The sequence below is a fragment of the Arthrospira sp. PCC 9901 genome, assembly GCF_059013425.1.
On the sequence record NZ_CP102296.1, the window covers coordinates 4,159,185 to 4,181,643 of the forward strand.

16 protein-coding genes and 2 tRNA genes are annotated in these 22,459 nt (G+C 45.4%); 7 read left to right on the forward strand and 11 right to left on the reverse strand.

The features are described 5' to 3' along the window. Positions 1–20 precede the first annotated feature (20 nt). Both NLZ44_RS18515 and cheB read left to right on the forward strand, forming a co-directional pair. On the forward strand, positions 21–2,582 hold the full coding sequence (locus NLZ44_RS18515) for a hybrid sensor histidine kinase/response regulator (RefSeq protein WP_493750726.1): 2,562 nt from the start codon (positions 21–23) through the stop codon (positions 2,580–2,582). A gap of 134 nt (positions 2,583–2,716) precedes the next feature. Then, positions 2,717–3,853: a chemotaxis-specific protein-glutamate methyltransferase CheB gene (gene cheB, locus NLZ44_RS18520; protein ID WP_493750727.1), complete on the forward strand. Its 1,137-nt coding sequence runs from the start codon at positions 2,717–2,719 to the stop codon at positions 3,851–3,853. Here cheB and NLZ44_RS18525 read toward each other — a convergent pair. The 5 genes from NLZ44_RS18525 to NLZ44_RS18545 all read right to left on the reverse strand — a co-directional run bounded on the left by NLZ44_RS18525 (position 3,843) and on the right by NLZ44_RS18545 (position 9,090). Beyond that, complete coding sequence (locus NLZ44_RS18525) at positions 3,843–4,235, reverse strand: response regulator (RefSeq protein WP_493750728.1); 393 nt, start codon at positions 4,233–4,235, stop codon at positions 3,843–3,845. The genes cheB and NLZ44_RS18525 overlap by 11 nt on opposite strands. Before the next feature lie 311 nt (positions 4,236–4,546). Next, the gene (locus NLZ44_RS18530) at positions 4,547–5,200 is read right to left on the reverse strand and encodes an HAD family hydrolase (RefSeq protein WP_493750729.1); all 654 of its coding nucleotides are present in this window, start codon (positions 5,198–5,200) and stop codon (positions 4,547–4,549) included. A gap of 24 nt (positions 5,201–5,224) precedes the next feature. Next, on the reverse strand, positions 5,225–6,679 hold the full coding sequence (locus NLZ44_RS18535; RefSeq protein ID WP_493750730.1) for a dihydrolipoyl dehydrogenase family protein: 1,455 nt from the start codon (positions 6,677–6,679) through the stop codon (positions 5,225–5,227). A 66-nt stretch (positions 6,680–6,745) separates the two neighbouring features. After that, entirely contained in the window at positions 6,746–7,411 is a 666-nt protein-coding gene (locus NLZ44_RS18540) for a Uma2 family endonuclease (RefSeq protein ID WP_493750731.1), read from the reverse strand. A 122-nt stretch (positions 7,412–7,533) separates the two neighbouring features. After that, on the reverse strand, positions 7,534–9,090 hold the full coding sequence (locus NLZ44_RS18545) for a ferredoxin--nitrite reductase (protein ID WP_493750732.1): 1,557 nt from the start codon (positions 9,088–9,090) through the stop codon (positions 7,534–7,536). A gap of 267 nt (positions 9,091–9,357) precedes the next feature. Between NLZ44_RS18545 and cobA the strand changes: the two genes are divergently transcribed. Continuing rightward, complete coding sequence (gene cobA / locus NLZ44_RS18550; protein ID WP_062945784.1) at positions 9,358–10,143, forward strand: uroporphyrinogen-III C-methyltransferase; 786 nt, start codon at positions 9,358–9,360, stop codon at positions 10,141–10,143. Positions 10,144–10,157: 14 nt separating this feature from the next. Beyond that, positions 10,158–11,387 carry a HEAT repeat domain-containing protein gene (locus NLZ44_RS18555; RefSeq protein WP_493750733.1) on the forward strand — a complete coding sequence of 410 codons (1,230 nt, stop codon included), beginning with the start codon at positions 10,158–10,160 and terminating at the stop codon, positions 11,385–11,387. On the opposite strand, the gene NLZ44_RS18560 is transcribed toward NLZ44_RS18555, so the two are convergent. The 4 genes from NLZ44_RS18560 to NLZ44_RS18575 form a co-directional block, all read right to left on the reverse strand. After that, positions 11,329–12,081 carry a DUF4079 domain-containing protein gene (locus tag NLZ44_RS18560; RefSeq protein WP_493750734.1) on the reverse strand — a complete coding sequence of 251 codons (753 nt, stop codon included), beginning with the start codon at positions 12,079–12,081 and terminating at the stop codon, positions 11,329–11,331. The genes NLZ44_RS18555 and NLZ44_RS18560 overlap by 59 nt on opposite strands. 37 nt (positions 12,082–12,118) lie before the next feature. Next, positions 12,119–12,922, reverse strand: coding sequence for a TIGR03943 family putative permease subunit (locus NLZ44_RS18565; protein ID WP_493750735.1), 804 nt, complete (start codon positions 12,920–12,922; stop codon positions 12,119–12,121). Between the two features lie 11 nt (positions 12,923–12,933). Next, complete coding sequence (locus NLZ44_RS18570) at positions 12,934–14,022, reverse strand: permease (RefSeq protein WP_493750736.1); 1,089 nt, start codon at positions 14,020–14,022, stop codon at positions 12,934–12,936. A gap of 206 nt (positions 14,023–14,228) precedes the next feature. Next, positions 14,229–16,052, reverse strand: coding sequence for an aspartate kinase (locus NLZ44_RS18575; RefSeq protein ID WP_493750737.1), 1,824 nt, complete (start codon positions 16,050–16,052; stop codon positions 14,229–14,231). 200 nt (positions 16,053–16,252) lie between these two features. Here NLZ44_RS18575 and NLZ44_RS18580 point away from each other — a divergent pair, with 200 nt between their 5' ends. The 3 genes from NLZ44_RS18580 (at position 16,253) to NLZ44_RS18590 (ending at position 18,316) form a co-directional block, all read left to right on the forward strand. Continuing rightward, positions 16,253–18,019: a purple acid phosphatase family protein gene (locus NLZ44_RS18580; protein WP_493750738.1), complete on the forward strand. Its 1,767-nt coding sequence runs from the start codon at positions 16,253–16,255 to the stop codon at positions 18,017–18,019. A 104-nt stretch (positions 18,020–18,123) separates the two neighbouring features. Continuing rightward, positions 18,124–18,196: transfer RNA gene (locus NLZ44_RS18585), tRNA-Phe, on the forward strand. Beyond that, complete coding sequence (locus NLZ44_RS18590) at positions 18,167–18,316, forward strand: hypothetical protein (RefSeq protein ID WP_493750739.1); 150 nt, start codon at positions 18,167–18,169, stop codon at positions 18,314–18,316. Before NLZ44_RS18585 ends, NLZ44_RS18590 begins: the two co-directional genes overlap by 30 nt. Before the next feature lie 191 nt (positions 18,317–18,507). Here the strand turns inward: NLZ44_RS18590 and NLZ44_RS18595 are convergent. Beyond that, positions 18,508–18,578: transfer RNA gene (locus tag NLZ44_RS18595), tRNA-Gly, on the reverse strand. Positions 18,579–18,658: 80 nt separating this feature from the next. Beyond that, complete coding sequence (locus tag NLZ44_RS18600; RefSeq protein WP_493750740.1) at positions 18,659–22,285, reverse strand: response regulator; 3,627 nt, start codon at positions 22,283–22,285, stop codon at positions 18,659–18,661. Positions 22,286–22,459 lie beyond the last annotated feature (174 nt).

Consider the following 22,459-nt stretch of genomic DNA (forward strand, 5'->3'; position numbering starts at 1 on the left):
TATGGCTAGGAGAAATTACCATGATTGAAGATGACGAATTGCGGGAAGTCTTTAAAATTGCCAGTGAGGAACATTTACAAAAACTTGATGATGGTTTTCTGTACCTAGAACAAAACCCTCACGATAAGGGGAAAATAGATGAACTGCTGCGGGAAGCTCACAGTTTGAAGGGAGATGCGGGAATGTTGGGGGTTAAGGATGTTTCTACCCTGGCTCACCAACTAGAACACCTGTTAGGGGCTATAAATAGGGGAGAGGATACGTTTTCCCATGAAATGAGCGATCGCATGGGTCAAGGACTTGATGCAATTCGGAAACTGGTGACAGAAGCTGTTACTGGGGAGCCTTCGGGGATTAATGCTTTTTATGTGTTAGCGAATTTAATGGGGGCGAAGCCAGAAGGGGAAACTACCCCACCCACAGAGACCGAGACGGCTGCTGTAGCTGATTCTGATGAGTCTGGGGATGAGAACCTGACAGCGCCAACAACCACGGAAGACGAGGAGGAAGAGGCGGAAACTATCCCAGAGACCGAAGAAACACCAGCCCCGCTAGATGGTTTCAGGAAGGATGAGCAAACCCCAGAGAACCCGGAACAAGGGGCTAGTCCAATTATTGAAGTAGAAAATCCAGCCCCTGCTAGTCGAGCAGTTGTCCCTAGTTCGACCTATAAAATTGAGACAATTCGGGTAGCGACACGAAACCTGGATGCTCTGATGACTCAAACGGGAGAGTTGACGGTAACTAAAATTCGCATTGCCCATAGGTTAGCAGAAATTGAGGAAATTACCAACCTATTGGAAGAATGGAGTCGGGATGCTTTTATCAATAGATTTGCTCTCCATGACCTGGAAGCTAAGGAGGGTTTATCTAATGGTAAGGGTACGATGGGACAATTACAAAGTTACCACCAAAGAACAGGCGATCGCTTAGAGGTTCTTAGCACATTAGTCAATCAGCTAAGAACTTCCATCTATGAAGATATGGCTCGTCTGGATTTAATTTCTGACGAACTAGAAGAGGGAGTGCGTACCCTGCGACTGTTACCCCTATCGACGATATTTAACCTATTTCCGCGCATGGTGCGGGATTTAGCTAGGGAACAGAATAAACAGATAGAATTGGTAATTGAGGGCGGCGAAACTAGGGCGGATAAACGCATCCTAGAGGAGATGAAAGACCCCCTAATGCACATTTTGCGTAATGCTGTTGATCATGGCATAGAAACTCCCACGGAACGTCAAAAAAGGGCAAAACCACCCAAGGCGACTATCCGCCTACGGGGATATCAAACGGCTACCAGTGTGGTGATTGAGGTGAGCGATGATGGCCGAGGTTTAGATATTGAGCAAATTAAACAAACCGCCATTAAACGGGGAATTTGTCAGCCAGAAGAATTGGTGGGAATGACTATCCCACAAATTCAATCCTTGATTTTTACTCCCGGTTTTTCTACCCGTAAATCGGTGACAGAGGTTTCGGGGCGGGGTGTGGGTATGGATGTGGTTAGGACTAATGTTGAACACCTCAAAGGGACGATTAACGTTGATTCGACCTCTGGAAGGGGATCTACTTTCCGCATTCAATTGGGAACTACGCTGGCTACAGCCCATGTGTTGATTGTGGCGGTTGATAGCATTTCCTATGCGATTCCTGTAGAGTATGTGCAAACTACCCTATTGGTGAATGATGCGGATATTTTTGCCATTGAGGGTCGAGATACGATTCTTTTTGATGACCAACCTGTGTCGGTGATGTGTTTAGTGGACTTGCTAGAATTGCAATCTAACCGTAATGCTATCAGGGGTTGGAATCACCAACGGAAGTCTCAGCGAGATGAGTCGGAACGAGAAACAACAGGGGATATGCTATCGGTAAGGCTGAGGGAAAATGTCAGACCCTGGGAAGCTAATCTGAGTCATGACCGAAATCAATCTCAACCATCGAAGGCTAGATCTTGTATAATTCTAAGGATGGGGGAAAATCGACTAGGCCTATTCGTTGACACGCTTATTGATGAACAAGATGTTGTCCTCAAGCCCCAAAGCCAACTACTGCGACGAGTAAGGAACGTTGCTGGGGCGACTATTTTGGGCACGGGGGAAGTGTGTATGGTGCTTAATCCCCAAGATATGATTCGCTCGGTGCGGAAAAATTGGAAATCCTCGGCTTCTATTAGTCTTTCTGATTCAGATGAGTTGGATTTAGAAAGCGATCGCTCATCTGTTATTCTATTAGTGGAGGACTCCATTGCTACTCGCACTCAAGAAAAGCGTATTTTGGAAGCAGCAGGTTATGAGGTGGTTACAGCAGTTGATGGACTAGACGGATTAAATAAACTCAAAACTCGCTCCTTTGATGCGGTAATCTCGGACATCCAAATGCCTAATTTAGATGGTTTGGGATTCACTGCTAAAATCCGCGAACATCAAGAATACAGCGAGTTACCAATTATCTTGGTGACATCTCTTGCTTCTGATGACGATAAACGCCGGGGTGCTGAAGCGGGAGCTAATGCCTACATCACCAAAGGATCATTCAACCAGGATATCCTCCTGCAAACTCTCAGCCGATTAGTTTAAGTACATATGGCGGGGGTGAGTTGATGGGTATGGCTGATGATCATACAATATCTGTAAATAACCAGTAGGATTCCTTTGGCAATTATTATTAATTGGCTTGACCCACCCTGTCTTTTAACACACGCAAAATCAACATGGCGATTCGAGTTTTGCTGGTGGAAGATTCCCCAGTTGCTCTGATTATTCTCAAACGCATTTTGGCTCAATGCAACGATATTCTAGTTGTGGGTACTGCTCGCAGCGGTTTAGAGGCTTTGTCTTTAATTCCTCAATTGCAGCCAGATGTGATTTGCACAGATTTACATATGCCTCACATGGATGGCTTGGAATTTACTGGAGAGGTGATGGCTAATTTCCCTAAGCCGATTCTGGTGATTAGTGCATCTGTCCAGGCTGAGGATACTTACAATGTGTTTCAACTTCTCAATGCGGGGGCGGTTGATGTTTTTCCTAAGCCGAAAACTGGCCTGGCTTCTGACTATCAGCAAGCGGGTAGGGAACTGATCCATAAAATTAGAGTTCTGGCTGGGGTTAAGGTGTTTACTAAGCATCGACGGGGGGCTACTGTTAAGGCGACTTCCCCGGCGGCGAGTCCATCCTATTCGGGGAGCAGAGTTAATAGTCCGGTGGCAGTTCCTACCCCTCATCAAACTTCTTTTTCCCCTCAGAAAAAGACTCCACCCCATCGCTCTCAATCTGTTCGGGTGGTGGTGATTGGGGCTTCTACGGGAGGACCCCAGGCTCTCCATACCCTTCTGACTCAGTTTTCCCCTCAGCTCCCGGTTCCGATTATCTGCGTTCAACATATTAGTGAGGGGTTTTTGCAGGGATTGGTCAATTGGTTGGATTGTCAGTGTTCTATATCGGTTAAAATTGCTCAGGCAGGAGATTTGCCTCAACGGGGAAATGTCTATTTCGCCCCGGAGGGGAAACACCTGGAAATCGATCGCAATGGTCGGTTTTTGTATTCTTCTAGTCCGGCTTTGGGGGGACATCGACCTTCGGTGACCGCAACTATGAAGTCTGTGGCTAATTTCTACGGTAGTCACACTCTGGGAGTATTATTAACGGGTATGGGCCGCGATGGGGCTGAGGGAATGATGGAAATTACACAATGGGGCGGTATCACTATCGCTCAAAATGAGGAAAGCTGTGTGGTTTTTGGAATGCCCCGAGAAGCGATCGCTCTGGGGGCGGCGAGTCACATTCTCCCGGTAGAGGCGATCGCTCCCTTGATTTTAAATATGATTAATTTGGGCATCAAGTCTTAACGTTCAATACCGAATCAATTACCTCGCACAATTTCTTGGCATCAAAAGGCTTGGTTAGGTATTCTGTGGCCCCAGCTAGTCGCCCCTGCACTTTATCAAAGGCTCCGTCTCGGGCTGTTAGCATAATAATTGGCAATGCCTGAAATTGCGGAATACTCCGAATTGTCCGACATAGTTCTAATCCATCTATTCCCGGCATCGATACATCTAGCAGTAGCACGGAAACTTTGTTATGATATATCACTGATAAGGCATCGACGGCATTATCAGCCAGCAAAACGTTATAAGTATTAGATAGGGCTTGTTTCACTAAGCCCTGCATAACTGTACTGTCATCTACTGCTAGGACGGTTGCTTGTTGACTACTTTGATTAACAGACATTGATTATCTTTCCCTCCGTGACGCGGCTGGCCCCGACTCACGATTGAGCTATACTATTAGTTTAGATCGTTGTGCTGTATTTAAACTATCCCCCAGCGATCGCTTACCTGGCAACTGCTAACTATAATATTAAAAAAAAGTTAAATCTGAAAATTCCCCCCCAAAAAAGGTTGACTATTGCTCACGATTTTGGTAACATCAAACTATATATATTAAAAAATTGGATGTGTGCCTGCTTTTGAATTTCGCCAATATCCCATTATGATAAAAGCATAAGTCAAGTCAAGCACAAAGTCAACCACTATTTACAACTATTTACAATTGCCCAAATCCTGCCATAACTGGGGATTATTAAAATCCTCAATGACATAAGTTGCGCCGAAATTTTTTAAGATCTGGGGGTCATGGGTAGAGGCGACACCAATAGTAGTTATTCCAGCAGCAACGGCTGATCTAATTCCGGAGGTAGAATCCTCAAAAACGATAGCATCTTGAGGGGATATATTCAACTGTTGTAAACAGACCTGGTAAGGTTTCGGGTCAGGCTTACCCACCCCGACATCTTCAGAGACAATAACGGTCTGGAAATAATCAACCAAGTTTAAAACCTTCAGCATAAAGGCGGCATTTTCCCTAGGCGCATTAGTAACAATAGCAGTTTGCAGCTGCTGTTTTTGTATCCAAGCCAACAACTTGGTTAAACCGGGTAAAGGTTTTAAATTCCCGGCAATTTCACGAAATATAGCTTCTTTTTGGTCAGCCAAAATCTGCCCTTTTGCGGGGGAAAGTTGCGGGAGAATATCCCGGACAATATCAGGGTTTAAACGTCCGCTAATGTTAGCTTGATAAAAATCCGGGTTAATTTCCAGATCATAATTTTTGAGGACATCAACCCAAGTCTGATAATGAATAGGGTCGGTATTAGCCAGAGTCCCATCTAAGTCAAAAATAATCGCTTTCAGCATGATGTAAATCCACTATCTGAGTAATTAATTATTAGACCTGCGCCAGTGAAAGATATTTTCTAGGGTATTATACAAAAATTTGTGGTGTCGATGTCGTTGATGAACCCAAGCGGCGGCGGTTGGGGAAATTATCCCGGTGAGAGTTGGCCAGGGAGGGGTAAAATTAGCGATCGCATTGATGGTAATACGTTTTTGAATAGCGATCGCCAAAAAATTAATGATCTCATCAGCGCCAACCCCGAAAATAGTAGCCCCCAAAAGCCGACCATCAGAATGTCCGACCAACTCACAAAAACCCATAATTTCCCCCAAAATTTGAGTTTTAGGAACCTGTTTAAACATCTGGCGGCTAACTTGTACCCGGTCTCCATAGCGCCGTCGTGCCTGAGTTTCAGTCAAACCAACCCTAGCCAAAGGTGGGTCAGTAAAAATCACCCAAGGAACATGATCATAACTGACCGAAAATATGGGTAAATATAGGGCATTTTTTATGGCGACTTGGGCTTCATATTCAGCTAGATGAGGCATAGGATAACCCCCCGCCAATTCTCCACAAGCATAAACTCGATGATTAGTGGTTTGCCTTCGAGGGTTTAGCTGCAAATAACCCCCAATAAATTGAACTCCGATATCATCCAAATTTAAGCCACACAAATTAGGCTGACGACCGATACCTAGGATAATTTCATCAACTTCGATCGCCTTATTTCCGGCTTGTATCCATTTGGTATCATCAATTTGTTTAGCCTGAATCACAGGGGTTTTAGTCAGCACCCGCACCCCTTCAGCTTCTAACAAAGATTGCAGCAAAAAAGCGGTGTGGGGTTCTTCTCTCGGTAGTATGTGGTTACTGCGAACTATGATGGTAACATCACTTCCCAAACGCCTAAATATTTGGGCTAATTCCACAGCGCTAGGGTCGCCGCCAATGAGGGCAACATGATTAGGAATTTTGGTAATTTTATGAAGAGTATCGGCGGTGAAATATCCGGTAAGAGTCAACCCTTCTATGTCGGGAATTTGGGGTTGAGAACCCATAGCCAGTAAAAAAGTACGCGATCGCAAAATTCGATTATTGACCTTCAAAGCCAGCCGAGGTTCTCTAATAAATTCCCCCACCCCAAAAATCATATCTACCCCCAAAGAAGCGATCGCCGCCGGAGAATAAATACTTTCTAGGTTAGTGGTGATATATTCACTCCATTGACAACTAGAGTCCCACTGTATCAAAATATTTTCTGGTAGGGTGCGATCGGCGGTTTCCCAACCGATGCCGAATTGTGACACCTGGCGCATTTGTTTAGCTACCTTAGCTATCTGTAAAAGGGGGTGGTGTCTGTTAGCCCCAAGAATTTGACCAGGAACAGGGGGTGGGTCAGGTTCCAATAGTGCTACCCGACCCTGCATTTTAGAGGCGTTTATAGCGGCTTTACGTCCGGCTAAAGTGCCACCAATGATAACTACATCATAATCGAGCATTTTGGGTAAGACGGAATTATTATCATATCTTCAGATTTTACCCAATTTTACCCAAATCAATATAGATTAATTATGGCGATCGCCTTCTAGCTGTCGCAAACGTTGTTCTAATTCACGCACCCTGTCCTCGGCGGCTTCAGCCCTTTGGCGTTCGGTTTGCACCTGTTTAGCCAATTCGGTGGGTGTAAGGAATCGTTCACCGTCTGGGCGATAAATCGTAAAGTTTCCGTCTTTCAATTCAAACCGGATACCTAAGCGGGGACTCGTCCAATTTTCCGGTTCGTCGATCACTTCGAGAGTCCCATCACTACTACGCAGCCAACCGTTGAAATCTAGGCGATCGGGGTCTAAAATATAGTATTCTTCAACCCCATATTGTTCATAAAACTTAAATTTTCTCGCCATTTCTTTCAAGCGATTTCCCGGTGAAAGAATTTCCAAAACCACTTGTGGTGGTATGTTACCTTCTTCCCATTGTTGATAGGAACCGCGATCGCCTTTAGGTCGCCCAAATACTACCATCGTATCAGGGGCTTGACGTATTTTATTATCACCCTGCTGAGGATACCAGAGTAAGTCTCCAGCCACAAACACATTAGGATCATCATCAAACAAGATTTCTAGGTTTTCTTTAATAACAACAATCCAGCGAAATTGTTTAGTATTATCTGACATAGGATTGCCATCGGATTCGGGATAAATGACCGTGATTTTGTCTTGAGTGCTTGTCATAGACTTGTCATCATGGCTATGATGATATTTCTTTGATTCATTATATCATAGCTGTGGCTGTTGGCTATAGGGTGAGATAGACAGCACCATGGGCTATAGGGCTAGACATGGTGCTGAGATCATTAGGGATTTTGCTTAGGACGTGCGCCAAACTTTTGAATTAATAAATCCCGGATAATTGGCTTGAGGTCATCGCAAGCTACACCCTTTTCTAAACGACTTCCCAACTCAGCTTCATGACCTACTTTTCCGCCGGTATAGATATCAACAGCTTCCACTGTTTTACCATCTTTACGGGCTTTAGTACCGATGAAACCGATATCAGCCACTTGCGGCTGTCCGCAAGAGTTAGGGCAACCAGTCCAGTGAATACGAACGCGATCGCTTATTTCCAACTCCTCATCAAGTTCTCGAGCTAATTTTAAAGCCCGTTGTTTAGTTTCAATCAAAGCAAAATTGCAATAATTATTTCCCGTACAAGAGACAAGCGATCGAGTCAAAGGGGCAGGATTAATCGAGAAAATCTCTAACAAAGGTTCTGCCAAAAACGCCTCTAATTTATCCTCCGAAATATAAGGAATAATCAAATTTTGCTCAACCGTCAGGCGAATTTCTCCCTGGCCATAAACCTCCGCCAAACGGGCTACTTCAAACATTTGGTCTGCGGATAAACGCCCTACCGGAACGTGCAACCCAACAAACTTATATCCCTGTTGTTTCTGGGGGTGAACACCCAAATAATCTTTCTTATCCTGGGTTATTTCATCCTTTAAGGCGGCTGGTGCGAGAGTTTGACCAAATTCTTCCTCCACCTTAGCCCGGAAGCGTTCTACCCCCCATTTATCCACCAACCACATCAAACGTGCGCGTTGGCGATTTTCCCGCAATCCTTCAGAGAGACCATTTTGGGTGTAAACTGTTAGGATAGCGATGGAAAGTTTAATCACATCATCGTTAGCAGGAACCCAAACATTAATCGGCACAGCTTCCACCTGACGTTGTGCCGATAAATACCCACCTACGAGGACATTAAATCCTAATATGCGATCGCGATAAGCAGGCACAAAAGCCAAATCATTAATTTCAGCATGAATGGAATTATCTCGTCCCCCTTCAATAGCAATATTGAACTTACGGGGAAGGTTAGAAAAAGCATAATTACCCTCACCTTGATTGGTAATTACCATCTCCAATTTTTGCAACAATTCTCGGGTGTCGAACAATTCATCTGGGTCAATACCAGCAATGGGAGAACCTGTCAGGTTGCGAACATTATCCATACCCGATTGAATGCTGGTCATTCCTACAGCTTTCATTTGGGCAAAAATATCCGGGAGGTCTTCCAAACGAATACCGCGTAATTGGATATTTTGGCGGGTAGTAATATCGGCGCTACCATCATCTCCATAGCGTTGGACAATTTCGGCTAATACCCTCATTTGTGCGCTGTTGAGAGTACCATTAGCAATCCGTAATCTCACCATAAATTTACCGGGAGTAACAGGTCGGAAGAACACCCCCAGCCATTTAAGACGCATTTCTAAATCGGTTTTATCCATGGCTTCCCAACCGATTTTGGCAAAATATTCTAACTCGTCTTTAACGGCTAATCCATCTTTATCAGCTTTAGCTTTTTCGATTTTATTGAGTTTGACTTTGGGTTCAGAGGCGACAACCATGAGTTTATCTATAACTGAGGTTAACAATGATTTGTAGATTAAATTCAGAATCAGTGATAATTTGTAGTTTAAGATACATAAAATCCAAGAGTTTGCAGTTATTGCATATATAATATGTAAAAAACGCATATTAATCAGATTTTAGTATTTTTGAATACCAAATTACGGGGAAATTCACCATAATTTGGGTTCATCAACCTGATAGCCGAAAGTTTAAACTTATCTAATGTCTGGGTATTATTTAGTAATTAATTAACGAGGTGAATTATGGAAAAAAATCAAGCTATTGGCAAGGTGTATTTAGTGGGTGCAGGACCTGGTGATCCGGGTTTGCTGACATTAAAAGGCAAGGTTTTGATTGAATCAGCGGATGTGGTTATTTATGATGCTTTGGTGAGTGAAGAAATTTTAGCAATGATTAACCCCAAGGCTGAAAAAATCCATGCCGGAAAGCGTCGGGGTCGCCATTCTTTACCCCAAGAGGAAACGACACAATTAATGATTGATCAAGCCCAAACTCATGGGGTAGTTGTGCGATTAAAAGGCGGCGATCCATTTGTTTTTGGTCGTGGTGGGGAGGAAATGGAGGCTTTAATCGCGGCGGGAGTTCCGGTAGAGGTGGTTCCGGGTGTGACTTCTGGTATTGCCGCGCCAGCTTATGCGGGGATTCCTTTAACTCACCGTGATTATAGTTCTTCTGTGACTTTTGTAACAGGTCATGAAGCGGCGGGAAAGTATCGCCCAGAGGTTAATTGGGGGGCTATTGCTAAGGGTTCTGAAACTATTGTTATTTATATGGGGGTTCAGAATTTGGGTAATATTATTGAGGCTTTGGTGGCTGGTGGTTTAAGCCTCCAAACTCCCATAGCTTTAATTCGTTGGGGAACTTGTCCGCACCAGGAGGAATTACAAGGTACTTTAGCCACTATTATTGAACAGGTTGAAAATACGGGTTTTGAAGCGCCAGCTATTGCTGTTATTGGTGAGGTGGTTGGCTTAAATAATGTTCTGTCTGGATGTCGTCCTGTACCTCTGAAAATCATCACTAAATAATGGAATTTGATGATATGAATGAATTGGTTAATTTGGCTAAGGTTGCTAGTGATAATCAAGATTGGTCTCAGGTTGTTTATTGCCTACAACAGTTTGGTGTGAGTGGGGAAAATGATGGCTGGGAAGAGGCGATCGCTTTAGCTTTAACCACTTTACAATATGGAGATTTTCACACCCGTTGGGATGTAGCTAAACTATTGCCGAAATTGGGTAAATCAGCCTGTGTCCCGTTGATAGAAATTTTCGAGGATGAAGCAGCAGATCTAGAATATAGATGGTTTGCAGGGCGAATTTTAGGCGATTTTCATACCCCAGAAGCGATCGCCTGTTTGGTGAATTTCCTCAGTAGCGATGCTGATGATGAATTGATAGCGATCGCTGCTAGTGCTTTAGCGAATTTAGGACCGGAGACGGTAGCAAGTTTAACTACTCTTTTAGAAGACCCCAAAACCCGTCTTATGGGTGTGCGCGCCTTATCTCAAATTCGGATTTCCGAGGTGATTTCTCCCCTGTTAACTGTTGTTGAAGACCCCGACCCCCAGGTGAGGGCGATCGCCATTGAAACCTTGGGCAGTTTTCGGGATGATCGGGTAATTCCGGCTTTAATTAATGCCCTAGAAGACCATGCAGCCATAGTGCGATCGGAAGCGGTGATTAGTTTAGGATTTCGGTCAGATATAGCCACACAATGGCGCTTGGTAGAGTCTATAGACCCATTACTGTATGATATTAACGTCACTGTTTGTCAGCAAGCAGCAATGGCTCTGGGGCGCTTAAAAACGGATGCAGCTATTGAAAGTCTATCAACAATTTTACAATCTTCGCTGACCCCAATTCCTTTACAAATTGCCTGTATTAAAGCCTTAATTTGGATGGAAAGTTCAGCAGGTTTAGACTGCATTGCTCAATGTATATCAGGTTTTCACGAAACAGTTATCCTGGAAACTATCCAGTTGTTAGGTCGCCTCAAAACTGCTAATCTCAAAAATCAGGCGGGTCAAATGTTGCTAGATTTATTCATAACCGAACATCCTAGCCTCAGCGAAACACGGATTAAACAGGCTTTAGCTTACGCTTTAGGTCAGTTAGGAGATGCGAAAACTATGGAGGTTCTGCAAGTCCTCAAAACGGATGTTAATGATAGTGTCAAATTTCATGCGATCGCTGCTATCCGACAATTAGAGACTATTTCGACACAGCCTGAATTATCAACTCTTCCGGTGCGCGAGACTGGGAATTATTAGGGCAAGTTTGCGCGCCCCAATCGCACTTTCTCAGATGGTCTAGTTGCCAACTCAGGGGTATTTCCAACAAATCGCGAGACCCGGTAAATCCCTGTCCTATAAATAGCAATAAGGCTATACAATTAAGTATGGTATGAGCCATGCGCCATTTGTAGGATTTGTAAATATCGGGAACAATTGCCAAGGCAAAAATCATCAATAAAGCGGAAGTAATGCCATAATAGTAATGGGAGAAGTGCCATTCATAACCTCGGCGAAATACCCCATCTTGCGCCCCCAAAATTACTAATCCCGCCCCGGTTAAGGTGGCAAAAACACCCCGCCACAGGGGTTGATTAGCATTAGCGCGGTACAGAAAAACTAAGGAGGCGATCGTTCCGATAAAGATTAAAACGATAAAAATCGCCTCAAACATATTCTCATTAGAAAGTTCCTTAAATACCCCCTTAAATCCAATGGAATACGCTAAAGCAATCAGGGTTACTCCTACGACGGTCCCGGTCAGCAAACGCCCCATTTTTAAGTGTTCCCGACCTACCATTGGGGGAATGCGACTTGTGCTTCCCTTTTCTAGGGTTTGTAGGCGACGCTGACGAGTTTGCCAAGCCATGTGGGTAGAAATTCCAATTATGGGAAATACGACAACTATGGCTAGAAATGGATGAATCAAACTCATGAAATCGATTAGCTGCATTTCCAAGTCTCCCAAAAAAATTTGCAATTATCAAGCATCAATATTCATAGGGATTTCGAGGTTCTGGAATTGGGGTTAATTTGTCAGCTTTGATAGTTAACCTCCGTTGATTATTGAGAACTTCGGTAGTCATTTCACCCTCAACCTGTAGCCAACTGTCTTGGGGATATGCCCCCCGGTTAGTATTAGGAAGCATGACAGGAAGCCCAATGGGGTAAGCATCAGCGGCACAGCAGGTGATTACAAACCGGGTAATAAAGATAAAATTTTGGGGAAGGTTAGGGGGATAAATGACAAACCCGGTGACATTGACTCTTTGACCTCTATATGTATCCGGTTCGGGATTGACATTAAGTAGCCTAATCCATTCTATCAGCGATCGCTCTTCTGGTCGAGAAGCGGTACGAAATTCTTGGGGCTGAATTTGTGTAGCGGGTAAAGACTCCATCAGACCCCGTTGTAAGGCGACATAGCTACCCAGATTTCGGGGGGTAATGAAAAGACCTAACAGGAGAGAAATTAATAGTAGGGCGGTACTCCAACCTTTGGGAAATAAACTAATATGTTGTAGGGATTGTTGTTCTATCTGGTCTTCAGTTTTTTGGTAATTCTGGGACAGTTCCCAAATCCGAAATCCTCCAAAAATTAATAACAGAAAACCGCCACCGATAGCGAGGGGGAAATAGTTAGGATGAATGAGGATATAAAGTTGTCCAGTCAGCCAAGATCTGAGGAGGAGGAATCCCCAAGCTAATATAGCTATAGCGTCCACCCAAGGAGACTGCAACCACTGCTGTAAACGAGATGGTAATCCATTTAATGGAGGTCTAACACGGTTCATAGGCGCTGAGATTAATAGTTCAGATTGAGATTGACAGCCAAGGTTAGCAAAAAGGTAAGCTGGGCGGCGAGAATCATCAGATAAATGATGGCGCGAGTTTGGAAAATCGACATCATCAAGCCGACGGTTTTAATATCAATCATGGGTCCGAATACTAAAAATGCTAGTAAAGAACCAGTGGTAAAAGTGGCGGCAAAAGAGAGGGCAAAAAATGCGTCAACGGTGGAACAAATAGAAACTACTCCGGCTAGTAATAACATAGCCAGAATGGAGGAAATGGGACCGTAACCTAAGCTGAGGATAATTTCGCGGGGTATTACTGTTTGAATAATAGCAGCGATCGCACTTCCGACTACCAACATTCCCCCCAATTCTCGAAACTCCTGCACCCCACTTTCAATCATTAAACCAACCCGGTCGCGGGTGGGGCGGATAAAAATAGAGGAGAAACTGACACTTGTTTGAGGCATAGTAGCCACGGCTTGAACGCCTTTTCCCTCAGCTTTCCACATAGGCATGGACTGCAAACGCACGGGTGTGGCTGACTGACCCATAATATAAGTTCCCGATGTTAGTAGGGAAGATTTGGGCATCTCATCGACGGCTTTTTCGGTGAAGTCAGGTTGAGGAATTAAACGGGCGAGGGCTGTTTGCAGAAAGGGCCGCAGGTCTTTTTGGGCGCTAAAAACCAAGCCTAATGTTATGGCAATTATCAGGGAAAATAAAATCCGTAAAACGACGACTTCTGGTTGTCCCCGGAAGGCTACCCAAGTTGACCAAATCACAATAGGATTAATGGTGGGGGCAGCAAATAAAAAGCCGATCGCTGCTGAGGCAGGTACTCCTTGACTCAAGAGGCGACGGGCAACGGGAACATTTCCACACTCACACACGGGAAACATAAACCCGAACAGACTGCCAAAAATCGCCCCCAGGAAAGGGTTAGTTGGAACGTAGTATAGCAGTTTGCGTTCATCCACTAACCACAGCAGTAGACTGGACAACATGACACCCAGTAACAGGAAGGGCATGGCCTCCACTAACAGGCTGAGAAACAGGGTGAAAACAGCGTTCAGTTTGCTAACTATTATTGATGGCATCCTGTCTCAATTTGAATGGTTGACACTACTTTCGCACTACACACTCTCTGGTTAACGGCTACATTGTACACCTTCCGATGGTAGTTATTATTGATCAGTTGGCGATTGTCCACGAGTAATGGTCTGGAGGGGGCGGGTTCCCTGATTAATCATCACCTGGTATAGATGAGCAGATTAATCAACCCGCCCTAGGGGGTTTATTGACTCTACAAGGCAGCGGCGGGGGTGGGAATAGTCACGACCTCATCGCCGGACAAACCAAAGGCATCATGAATCGCCTGGACGGCTTTGATGCCATCTTTTTCATCGACTACACAACTGATTTTAATTTCGGAAGTGGCAATCATGGAGATGTTGATATTTTCGGCGGCGAGGGCTTCAAACATACGGGCGGCGACTCCGGGGTTATCGACCATTCCAGCCCCTACGGCGCTAACTTTAGCGATCGCTGAATTCAGGGTAACTTCTCCATAACCCCAATTAGCGATCGCCTTTTTAATCACGAGTTTAGCCTCTTCTGCATCACCTTGAGCGACAGTAAAAGCAATATCACGGGTGAGAACACCATTAAACTGGTGACAGCGCTGTGATTGGATAATCATATCAACGCTAATATTGTGATGTGCAAGTAGAGTAAACAACTCGGCAGCCATTCCGGGGCGATCGGGAACATGGCGGATCGCCAAACGTGCTTGGTTACGGTCTAGGGCGACCCCTCGCACTGGCGGAAGATGAGGTCGGTCAACAGTTGGAATATTTTTGGTGTTACGGGTTAGCACATCAAAGGTTTGACAGAGGGCAGCCACAGCCCGATCGCACTCATTGGCATCAATCACACAACTAACCTTAACCTCGGAGGTGGAAATCATCTGAATATTAATTCCGGCTTCCGCCAAAGTGCGGAACATTTGGGAAGCGACTTTAGGGCGACCAATCATCCCGGCCCCAACAATGCTAACTTTAGCAATAGGGCTATCATAGCCTCGCACTTCCGGTTCTCCAATTTCGGAGTCATTGTTGCGTCCCAAGGTTGGTAAAATTGCATCAGCTACAGCGATCGCCCGTTTATAGCAGTTATGAGTGACGGTAAAGGTAATATCATTAATATTCGCCTCATGGATCGACTGAATAATCAAATCCACATTCAGCTTCTGGAGGGCAATTCCGCCGAATAAACGGGCTGCAATTCCGGGGCGATCGGGAATACGCAATAAGGAAACCGCCGCCTGATCGCGATCGAATTCTACCCCATCCACAGGTCGCACCAGTTCCAACCCTTCCAGAGGTCGCACCTCCGGTGATGGGGAAGTCACCCGTGTACCCGGATCATCAGTCCAACTCGATCGCACTACTAAAGGAATCCCATAATTTCGGGCAATTTCCACGGCCCTGGGATGGAGAACTTTTGCCCCCAAACTAGCAAGTTCCAGCATTTCATCACAGGTTATTTCATCCATCAACTGTGCTTTGGGAACAATGCGGGGGTCTGTAGTTAAAATTCCAGGTACATCGGTATAAATTTCGCATTTATCGGCTTGTAATGCTGCGGCTAAAGCGACTGCAGAAGTATCCGACCCTCCTCGTCCTAGGGTAGTAATTTCCAATTCTTCGCGATCGCTAATTCCCTGGAAACCCGCCACTACTACCACCTTGCCTTCTTTTAGGTGACGAGTTAGGCGTTCAGTTTGGATATTTAAAATCCGGGCGCGGCTATGTTCAGCCTCTGTGACAATTCCCACCTGCGCCCCGGTCATGGAAATGGCTGGTTGTCCCATTTCCTGTAGTGCCATACTCATTAAAGCGATCGTCACCTGTTCGCCAGTAGATAACAACATATCCATTTCCCGGCGAGAGGGATGGCTAGAAATTTCTTGGGCTAGTTTCACCAAACCATCAGTAGTTTTTCCCATAGCCGAAACCACCACCACCACAGAATGGTCTTGGGCGGTTTTCGCCACCCGACGGGCTACCGTTTGAATGCGATCTACTGACCCAACAGAAGTACCACCATATTTTTGAACAATCAGCATAGTAATTCCACCATAAGGAAACTCAACAATAGGTTACACCCAGGATTGTACGCGGTTGCCCATGTTCACCAGACCGAGGGCGCGACATCCCCCATATTGTATCGGAAAGATTCGGGAAAAATTCCCGGCTTTTCTGATACCGTTTAACTTATAGGTTTCTTATGATCGGTTTGTAGTCGGGTGCGATCGCCCCTCCACTCATGATTCCTGCTACCCGCTATTTTTGGATTTTTGGTCTGTTACTGTCTAGTGTGATCTCGATTTTGATTATGGTTTCAATAGCCTTACAACCTCATCTCCTTAGCGATCCTTTTTTACAGCTACCCACAGAAAACTCAGTCCGGGTCGTGTGGTTTACCGAGTTTTCTGGTTCTGATCATCAGGTGAGTTATGGGGTAGACCTCCAACAAAATGCGATCGCCACCACCTCCCAACTCACTCGCACTCGGGAAGACCAAAATTCCTGGGTAGGAGTCCAAACCCCAAACAACCGCATCTACACCCAACCTATTTCCAGACCCATTTGGCGACACGAAGCCACTATTACAGACCTAACCCCAGGCCAACGGGTTCCCTATCAAGTTCACAGTACCACAGACAACGGCATCCCCATCAGTAGCCAAGTGTTCAGCCTAGCTGGCTTACCCCAACCCGGGACACCTTTAAAAATCCTCCTCACCTCCGATCACCAACTTAAACCCATGACCGCCGCCAATCTCAATATAGGTGCAAGAACAGTCGATATTGATGCTGTTTTTATGGCTGGTGATTTAGTCAATATTCCCGATCGCGCTTCCGAATGGTTCGACGATAATCGCGGCGGGGCCTTTTTCCCCTGTCTGCAAGGTCGCGCCCATTATCAACTCGAAAAAAATGGTGTCACCACTACTTATCAAGGCGGCGCTTTAATTCAAAATGTGCCATTATTCCCCGCTATTGGTAATCATGAAATCATGGGAGCTTTTTCCGAAACCGACAGCTTAAACAACCAGTTTAATAATAGTTACCCTCAATTTGCCGCCCAACAGCTTTATCAACAAAATTCTGCCACCATCAATCCCAATAATGACCCCGACATAGCACAACAATGGATCCAAGACCATAGCTTCAACTTAGATACCTCTAAACAAATATTTACTCTCCCCAATTCTCCTCAAAATTATTATGCTACTACCTTTGGAGATGTCCGGTTAGTAGTTTTATTTGCGACTAATGTTTGGCGAGTTGATAGGTTAGACTCCCACGCTAGAGGACGTTATCGAGAAAGAGACGCAGACTTTGACCGTCCGGAAAATTGGGGCTATGGACAACATTTGTTTGAACCTATTGCCGCCGGAAGCGAACAATATATCTGGTTACAACAGGAACTCAATAGCCCGGAATTTCAACAGGCTAAATATAAAATCGTTATGTTCCATCACCCTCCCCACACTTTAGGGGATAATATAGTTCCCGCCTATACAGACCCCGTGCAAATTAAGAGTGTTGATAATAACGGCAAGATTATTATGATTCGCTATGAATATCCCAAACCATCTGATTATTTAATTAGGGATGTTATGCCATTATTAGAAGCCGCCGGAGTGCAACTGGTGTATTACGGACATTCCCACCTGTGGAACCGATTTATAGGACCCACCGGAATTAACTTTTTAGAATCTTCCAATGTCGGAAATAGTTATGGTGCGGCTTGGGGAAATAATCGCCGATTTGTTCCCCCAGCATTTACCGAAGAATATACCCCCCTAGGAGACCCCAACGGACTCCCGCCTATCATTCCTAACCTTAGTCCCGTTTCCGATAGAGATGGCGCACCTCAACCCTATATCGCTAGTAATGATATTACAGTTTTTAGTATTTTGGACACTGGCACGGCTACTGTTAGCAGCTATCTCTTTAACACAGAACAGCCTAATAGTCAAGTGATCAAATTTGATGAGTTTTCCCTATTGACCCCCAATAGCTGATCAACCCATATACATCGGCTTTTGAGTTCACTATCAAAAAAATTCCGCCTAGGGGGTTGACAAAATCGATTGACTGCTGATACGATAGTTAATCGTGGGAATAAGCCGGGATAGCTCAGTCGGTAGAGCAGAGGACTGAAAATCCTCGTGTCGGCGGTTCAAGTCCGCCTCCTGGCATTTTTGGAAAAATGTGATCCTGATGGCGATCGCAAGTTATGGCTTAACCATATCCTTGCACCTAATTACTCATATATTACTCATGATTCGGTAAATCGCTGGTCTGATTGGGGGGGATGATATGGGTATTTGACAGATTGATTAAGTTGTGCTTATTGATTAACCCGCCAATAATTAAGATTTGTTGCTAGGGAATATGCAGCAATTGTCCCGTATGTTAAGACTGAATGGGGTGTATTTTGTGTGCAACGGTACGGTTATCGGGTTGATGATTCCCGGTTATCGCAGCCAGGATAAGAGGTTGTCGAAGAAGCGGGCGGGGGGAATCGAACCCCCATCATTAGCTTGGAAGGCTAAGGTTTTACCACTAAACTACGCCCGCAAATTTGCACTTAACTAATCTAACACAGGGAAAGAAAAATTGCAATAGTGCGATCGCATTTTTTTTCCAACCATCTGCTTTTAGGCTGTATCTCTTACGGATTCAAGTTTTGGGCTAATCACACAAGTCATTACCGGCTCATCAATGCCCTTAAGTTCGAGAAATTCGCGCTTAATAATCTCCTCATCGGGGACATACTGAGCCACCATACCGGATACCATAATACTATTGGGGGCAGTAGCCTCCTGAAGACGGGCAGCAATATTAACCGAAGGACCGATGGCCGTAAAATCCGATCGCTCTTGGGAACCAAACAACCCCACCACAGCCATACCCTGGTGAATCCCACAGCGGAAGCGCACCGGAGGCACTCCATTATTACCCACCAAACCTCGTTCCTGCCAACCCTGGTTAAGTTTTTCGAGAGCCACCAACATTTGTCTAGCAGTAGCGATCGCGCGTCGGACTTGTTCAGAGGGGCTCATCTCCTCCGGGGCTCCATACAAAGCCATAATCGCATCTCCCACAAACTTATCAACAGTCCCCTGATTCTCAAAAACCGCCCGAGTCATTTCCCCCAAATACTCATTAAGCAATTCCGCCACCCCCTGAGACTGTAGAGCATTAGACATCCGAGTAAAACCGACAATATCACTAAATAAAATGGTAATCAGCCTCGGTTCCGGGCGCAAATCCAGAGTCAAGTCCCCCGCCGCCGCCTTTTTGACCATAGACTCCGGCAAAAACCGTCGCAATACTGATTCAGTCAGATACTTATTCAAATGGGCTACCCGTCGTTCCTCTGCCTTGAGGGCCTGTAAATTCCTGACCTCAGCTATCAACTCCCGGTCATTAAAAGGCTTAGAAACATAGGCATCAGCGCCGCGCTCAACCCCTTCGATGCGGGTATCCTCATCAGCCTTAGCAGTCAACAAAATAATTGGAGTTCCCCTAAGTTCAGGTGAGGAGCGAATCATGCGAATCAACTCCAACCCAGACACCTGTGGCATCATCAAATCAGTAACAATGACATCAGGATGATAAGTCTGAGCCTTATTAAAACCATCAGCGCCATTATTAGCCAAAACCGCATTAAAACCGGCATTTTGCAACATCATGGACACATAGCGGCGCAAATCGGGGTTATCATCAACTACCAGGACAGTATTAGACTCCAACTGTCCATCAGCAACCAAAACCTCCGGCAGATTTATGTCGTCAATTTGTACATCTGGTAAATCGACTTCAACATCAGCCAATTCTACAGCCGCTCGACGTGCATCAAACTCAGCGGGAACATCAAGAACTTGCTCTGGTGGTAGATGAAGATTCCCCATTTCTAGCCAGACGGTAAATGTAGTTCCCTGACCATACTCAGACTCTACAGTAATGCGACCATGATGGAGTTCGACCAACTCTTTAACCAGAGCCAATCCCAAGCCACTCCCCTCAAAGGAGCGATTGGCCGAACCTTCAGCTTGTCGGAAGCGTTCAAATAAATAGGGGAGTTGTTCTTGTTTAATACCAATCCCGGTATCTTTGACCTGGAGACGGCAATAATTCCCTTCGGGCTGGAGACTAACGGTAATAGTGCCATCGGTGGGGGTAAACTTCATGGCATTAGAGAGCAAATTGTAAAGGACTTTATCAAACCTTTCCAGATCAAGATAAAGTTGGGGGCAACTCTGTAAATTGGTAACTAGATTAATTTGTTTGCGATCGCAATAAGACTTAAATGATTCTACCGTTTGCTGACAAAACTCCACCAAGTCACAGGGGCGAAAACTGGGCTGCATTCGTCCAGCATCAAACCGTTGCAAATCCAATAATTGATTAACCAAGCGTAATAGTCGCCTGGAGTTACGCAGAGCAATTTTAGCTTGGTCTAATGACAGATCCTGCTGTTGATTAACGGCGGTTTCCAAAGGACCTATCATCAAAGTCAAAGGGGTGCGAAACTCGTGGGAGACATTTTGAAAAAACTCAGTTTTGAGGCGGTCGGCTTCTAATAGGCGTTCTGCTTGCTGGCGTGTTTTTTGGTATAGACGAGCCTGCTGTACCGCCAAAGCGGCTTGGGCTGCCACTAACAGGACCATATCAATTTCCGAGGGTTGCCAATAGCGAACTTGGTCATTTTGGCGTAGGGAAATGCTGCCAATAATATCACCATCGAGCAATAGTGGCACGACCAATAGAGCCTTAGAACGCGATCGCAAAGGCAACATCACCATCGAGTCTGGTCGCTGTTCGATATCAGCGATCGCCACCGGAGCGCGAGTTCTAATCAATTCCTGAAGTACCGGGTTGCCACTAATAGGAGCCGCCGACTGAGGCAAATCATCGGACTCAATGGATTGATTAGTTTCTACCCCCAATAGGGGCAAATTCGTCGTCGTGCTGGTATCAGGTTCAGACAAAGCCGCCGGTCTCGTCTCTACTACTGTTTCTTTAATCGCAGCATTATAAAGGCCTACACACTGCATATATTCATCTCCCGGACTCCAGAGAGACAAAGCACAGCCATCAACCTCCAAAGCCTCCCCCAATTGCTCAGTGATAGCCGCAAAAATTTTCTGAGGGTCAAGACTGGAGCGAATAGCATTGGTAATCGTATTAACCAGCGCTTCCCTACGAGCCAATTCTCGCACCTGCTCGTATGCGCGCACCTGAGACAATGCCAAAGCCGCCTGGTCTGCTACTGTCACAGCTAACTGCACTTCATGTTCATGCCAATTACGGGGCGATCCCGTGTGGTGGAGTGCCAAAACCGCCAACAATTCCTGACGGTAGTACAGAGGCACTATCAAACTGGAGCGAATATCTGCGCGTTGGTAAACTTCTCGTCGCCGCTGCCATTCCGGTCCGTCATGGTCAGAAATATCATTTCCCAGACCTTCCGAAAGAATCATTACTTCTGTAGTTTCCCAAACCAGGGATCTCAATTCCAGATCATTACTCTTAATAGCCCTGATGTTGTCTGTCGTGGAATTTTGATGATTCTGACCTTCAGCTAAGTATGCAAACCACTCCGGGGTAGGTGCAGCAATCATATCCTGCTGGGTAGGGCAAAGTGCTGCTGTAGCAGTGATATCCTGTTTGGTAGGGCTGACTCCAGCCCCCAGCCCTATCAGGTCCGAACCCACACCGAATGAACGCAGCAGACAATAGCTAACCTCAAACATTTTACCCACTGTTTCAACTATGCGCTGCAACATTTCCTGGGAATTAGGACAGGCGCGAATGGTACTTGTCACTTCATAAAGTAACGATTCCTGTTGCAGTGCGCGGCGTAGTTCTTCAGTGCGAGATTTCAGGACATTATGGGTTTCTAAACCTTGCTGAACGATCGCCTTGAGTTCATCAGATTTCCAAGGTTTAGTGACATATTTAAACACCTTACCGGAGTTAATTGCCTCTACCAGGTCTTCAACATCGGTATAACCAGTGAGGATAATGCGGATCGAATCGGGATATTGAGTCGCCGTCAAACTGAGAAACTCCGTGCCGCTCATGTATGGCATCCGCTGATCAGAGATAATTACTGCTACTTCCCCCACCTCTTCTAAGATCTTCAATGCAGCCGGCCCACTTTCGGCTTTGAGAACTTTAAATTCCCGATGGAAAGTCCGGTATAGCAGATCTAAATTATCTGGCTCATCATCAACCACTAATATGGTGGGCTTCAATTTTCTGTTGGGGGAACTCATGCACCGATCTCCTGCTGGAAGGGCTCATCAATTCGGGGACTTCTGATGTCAGTACCACTAATGGGTTGTCTATCGTGGGGTAGATTACACCGTAGGTGACTCTTCACGATAAGCAAGCCAACCCAACCCGCCCGTCTAATTTGAGAGTTGTTGAGCTTACGGTAGACCATTGTA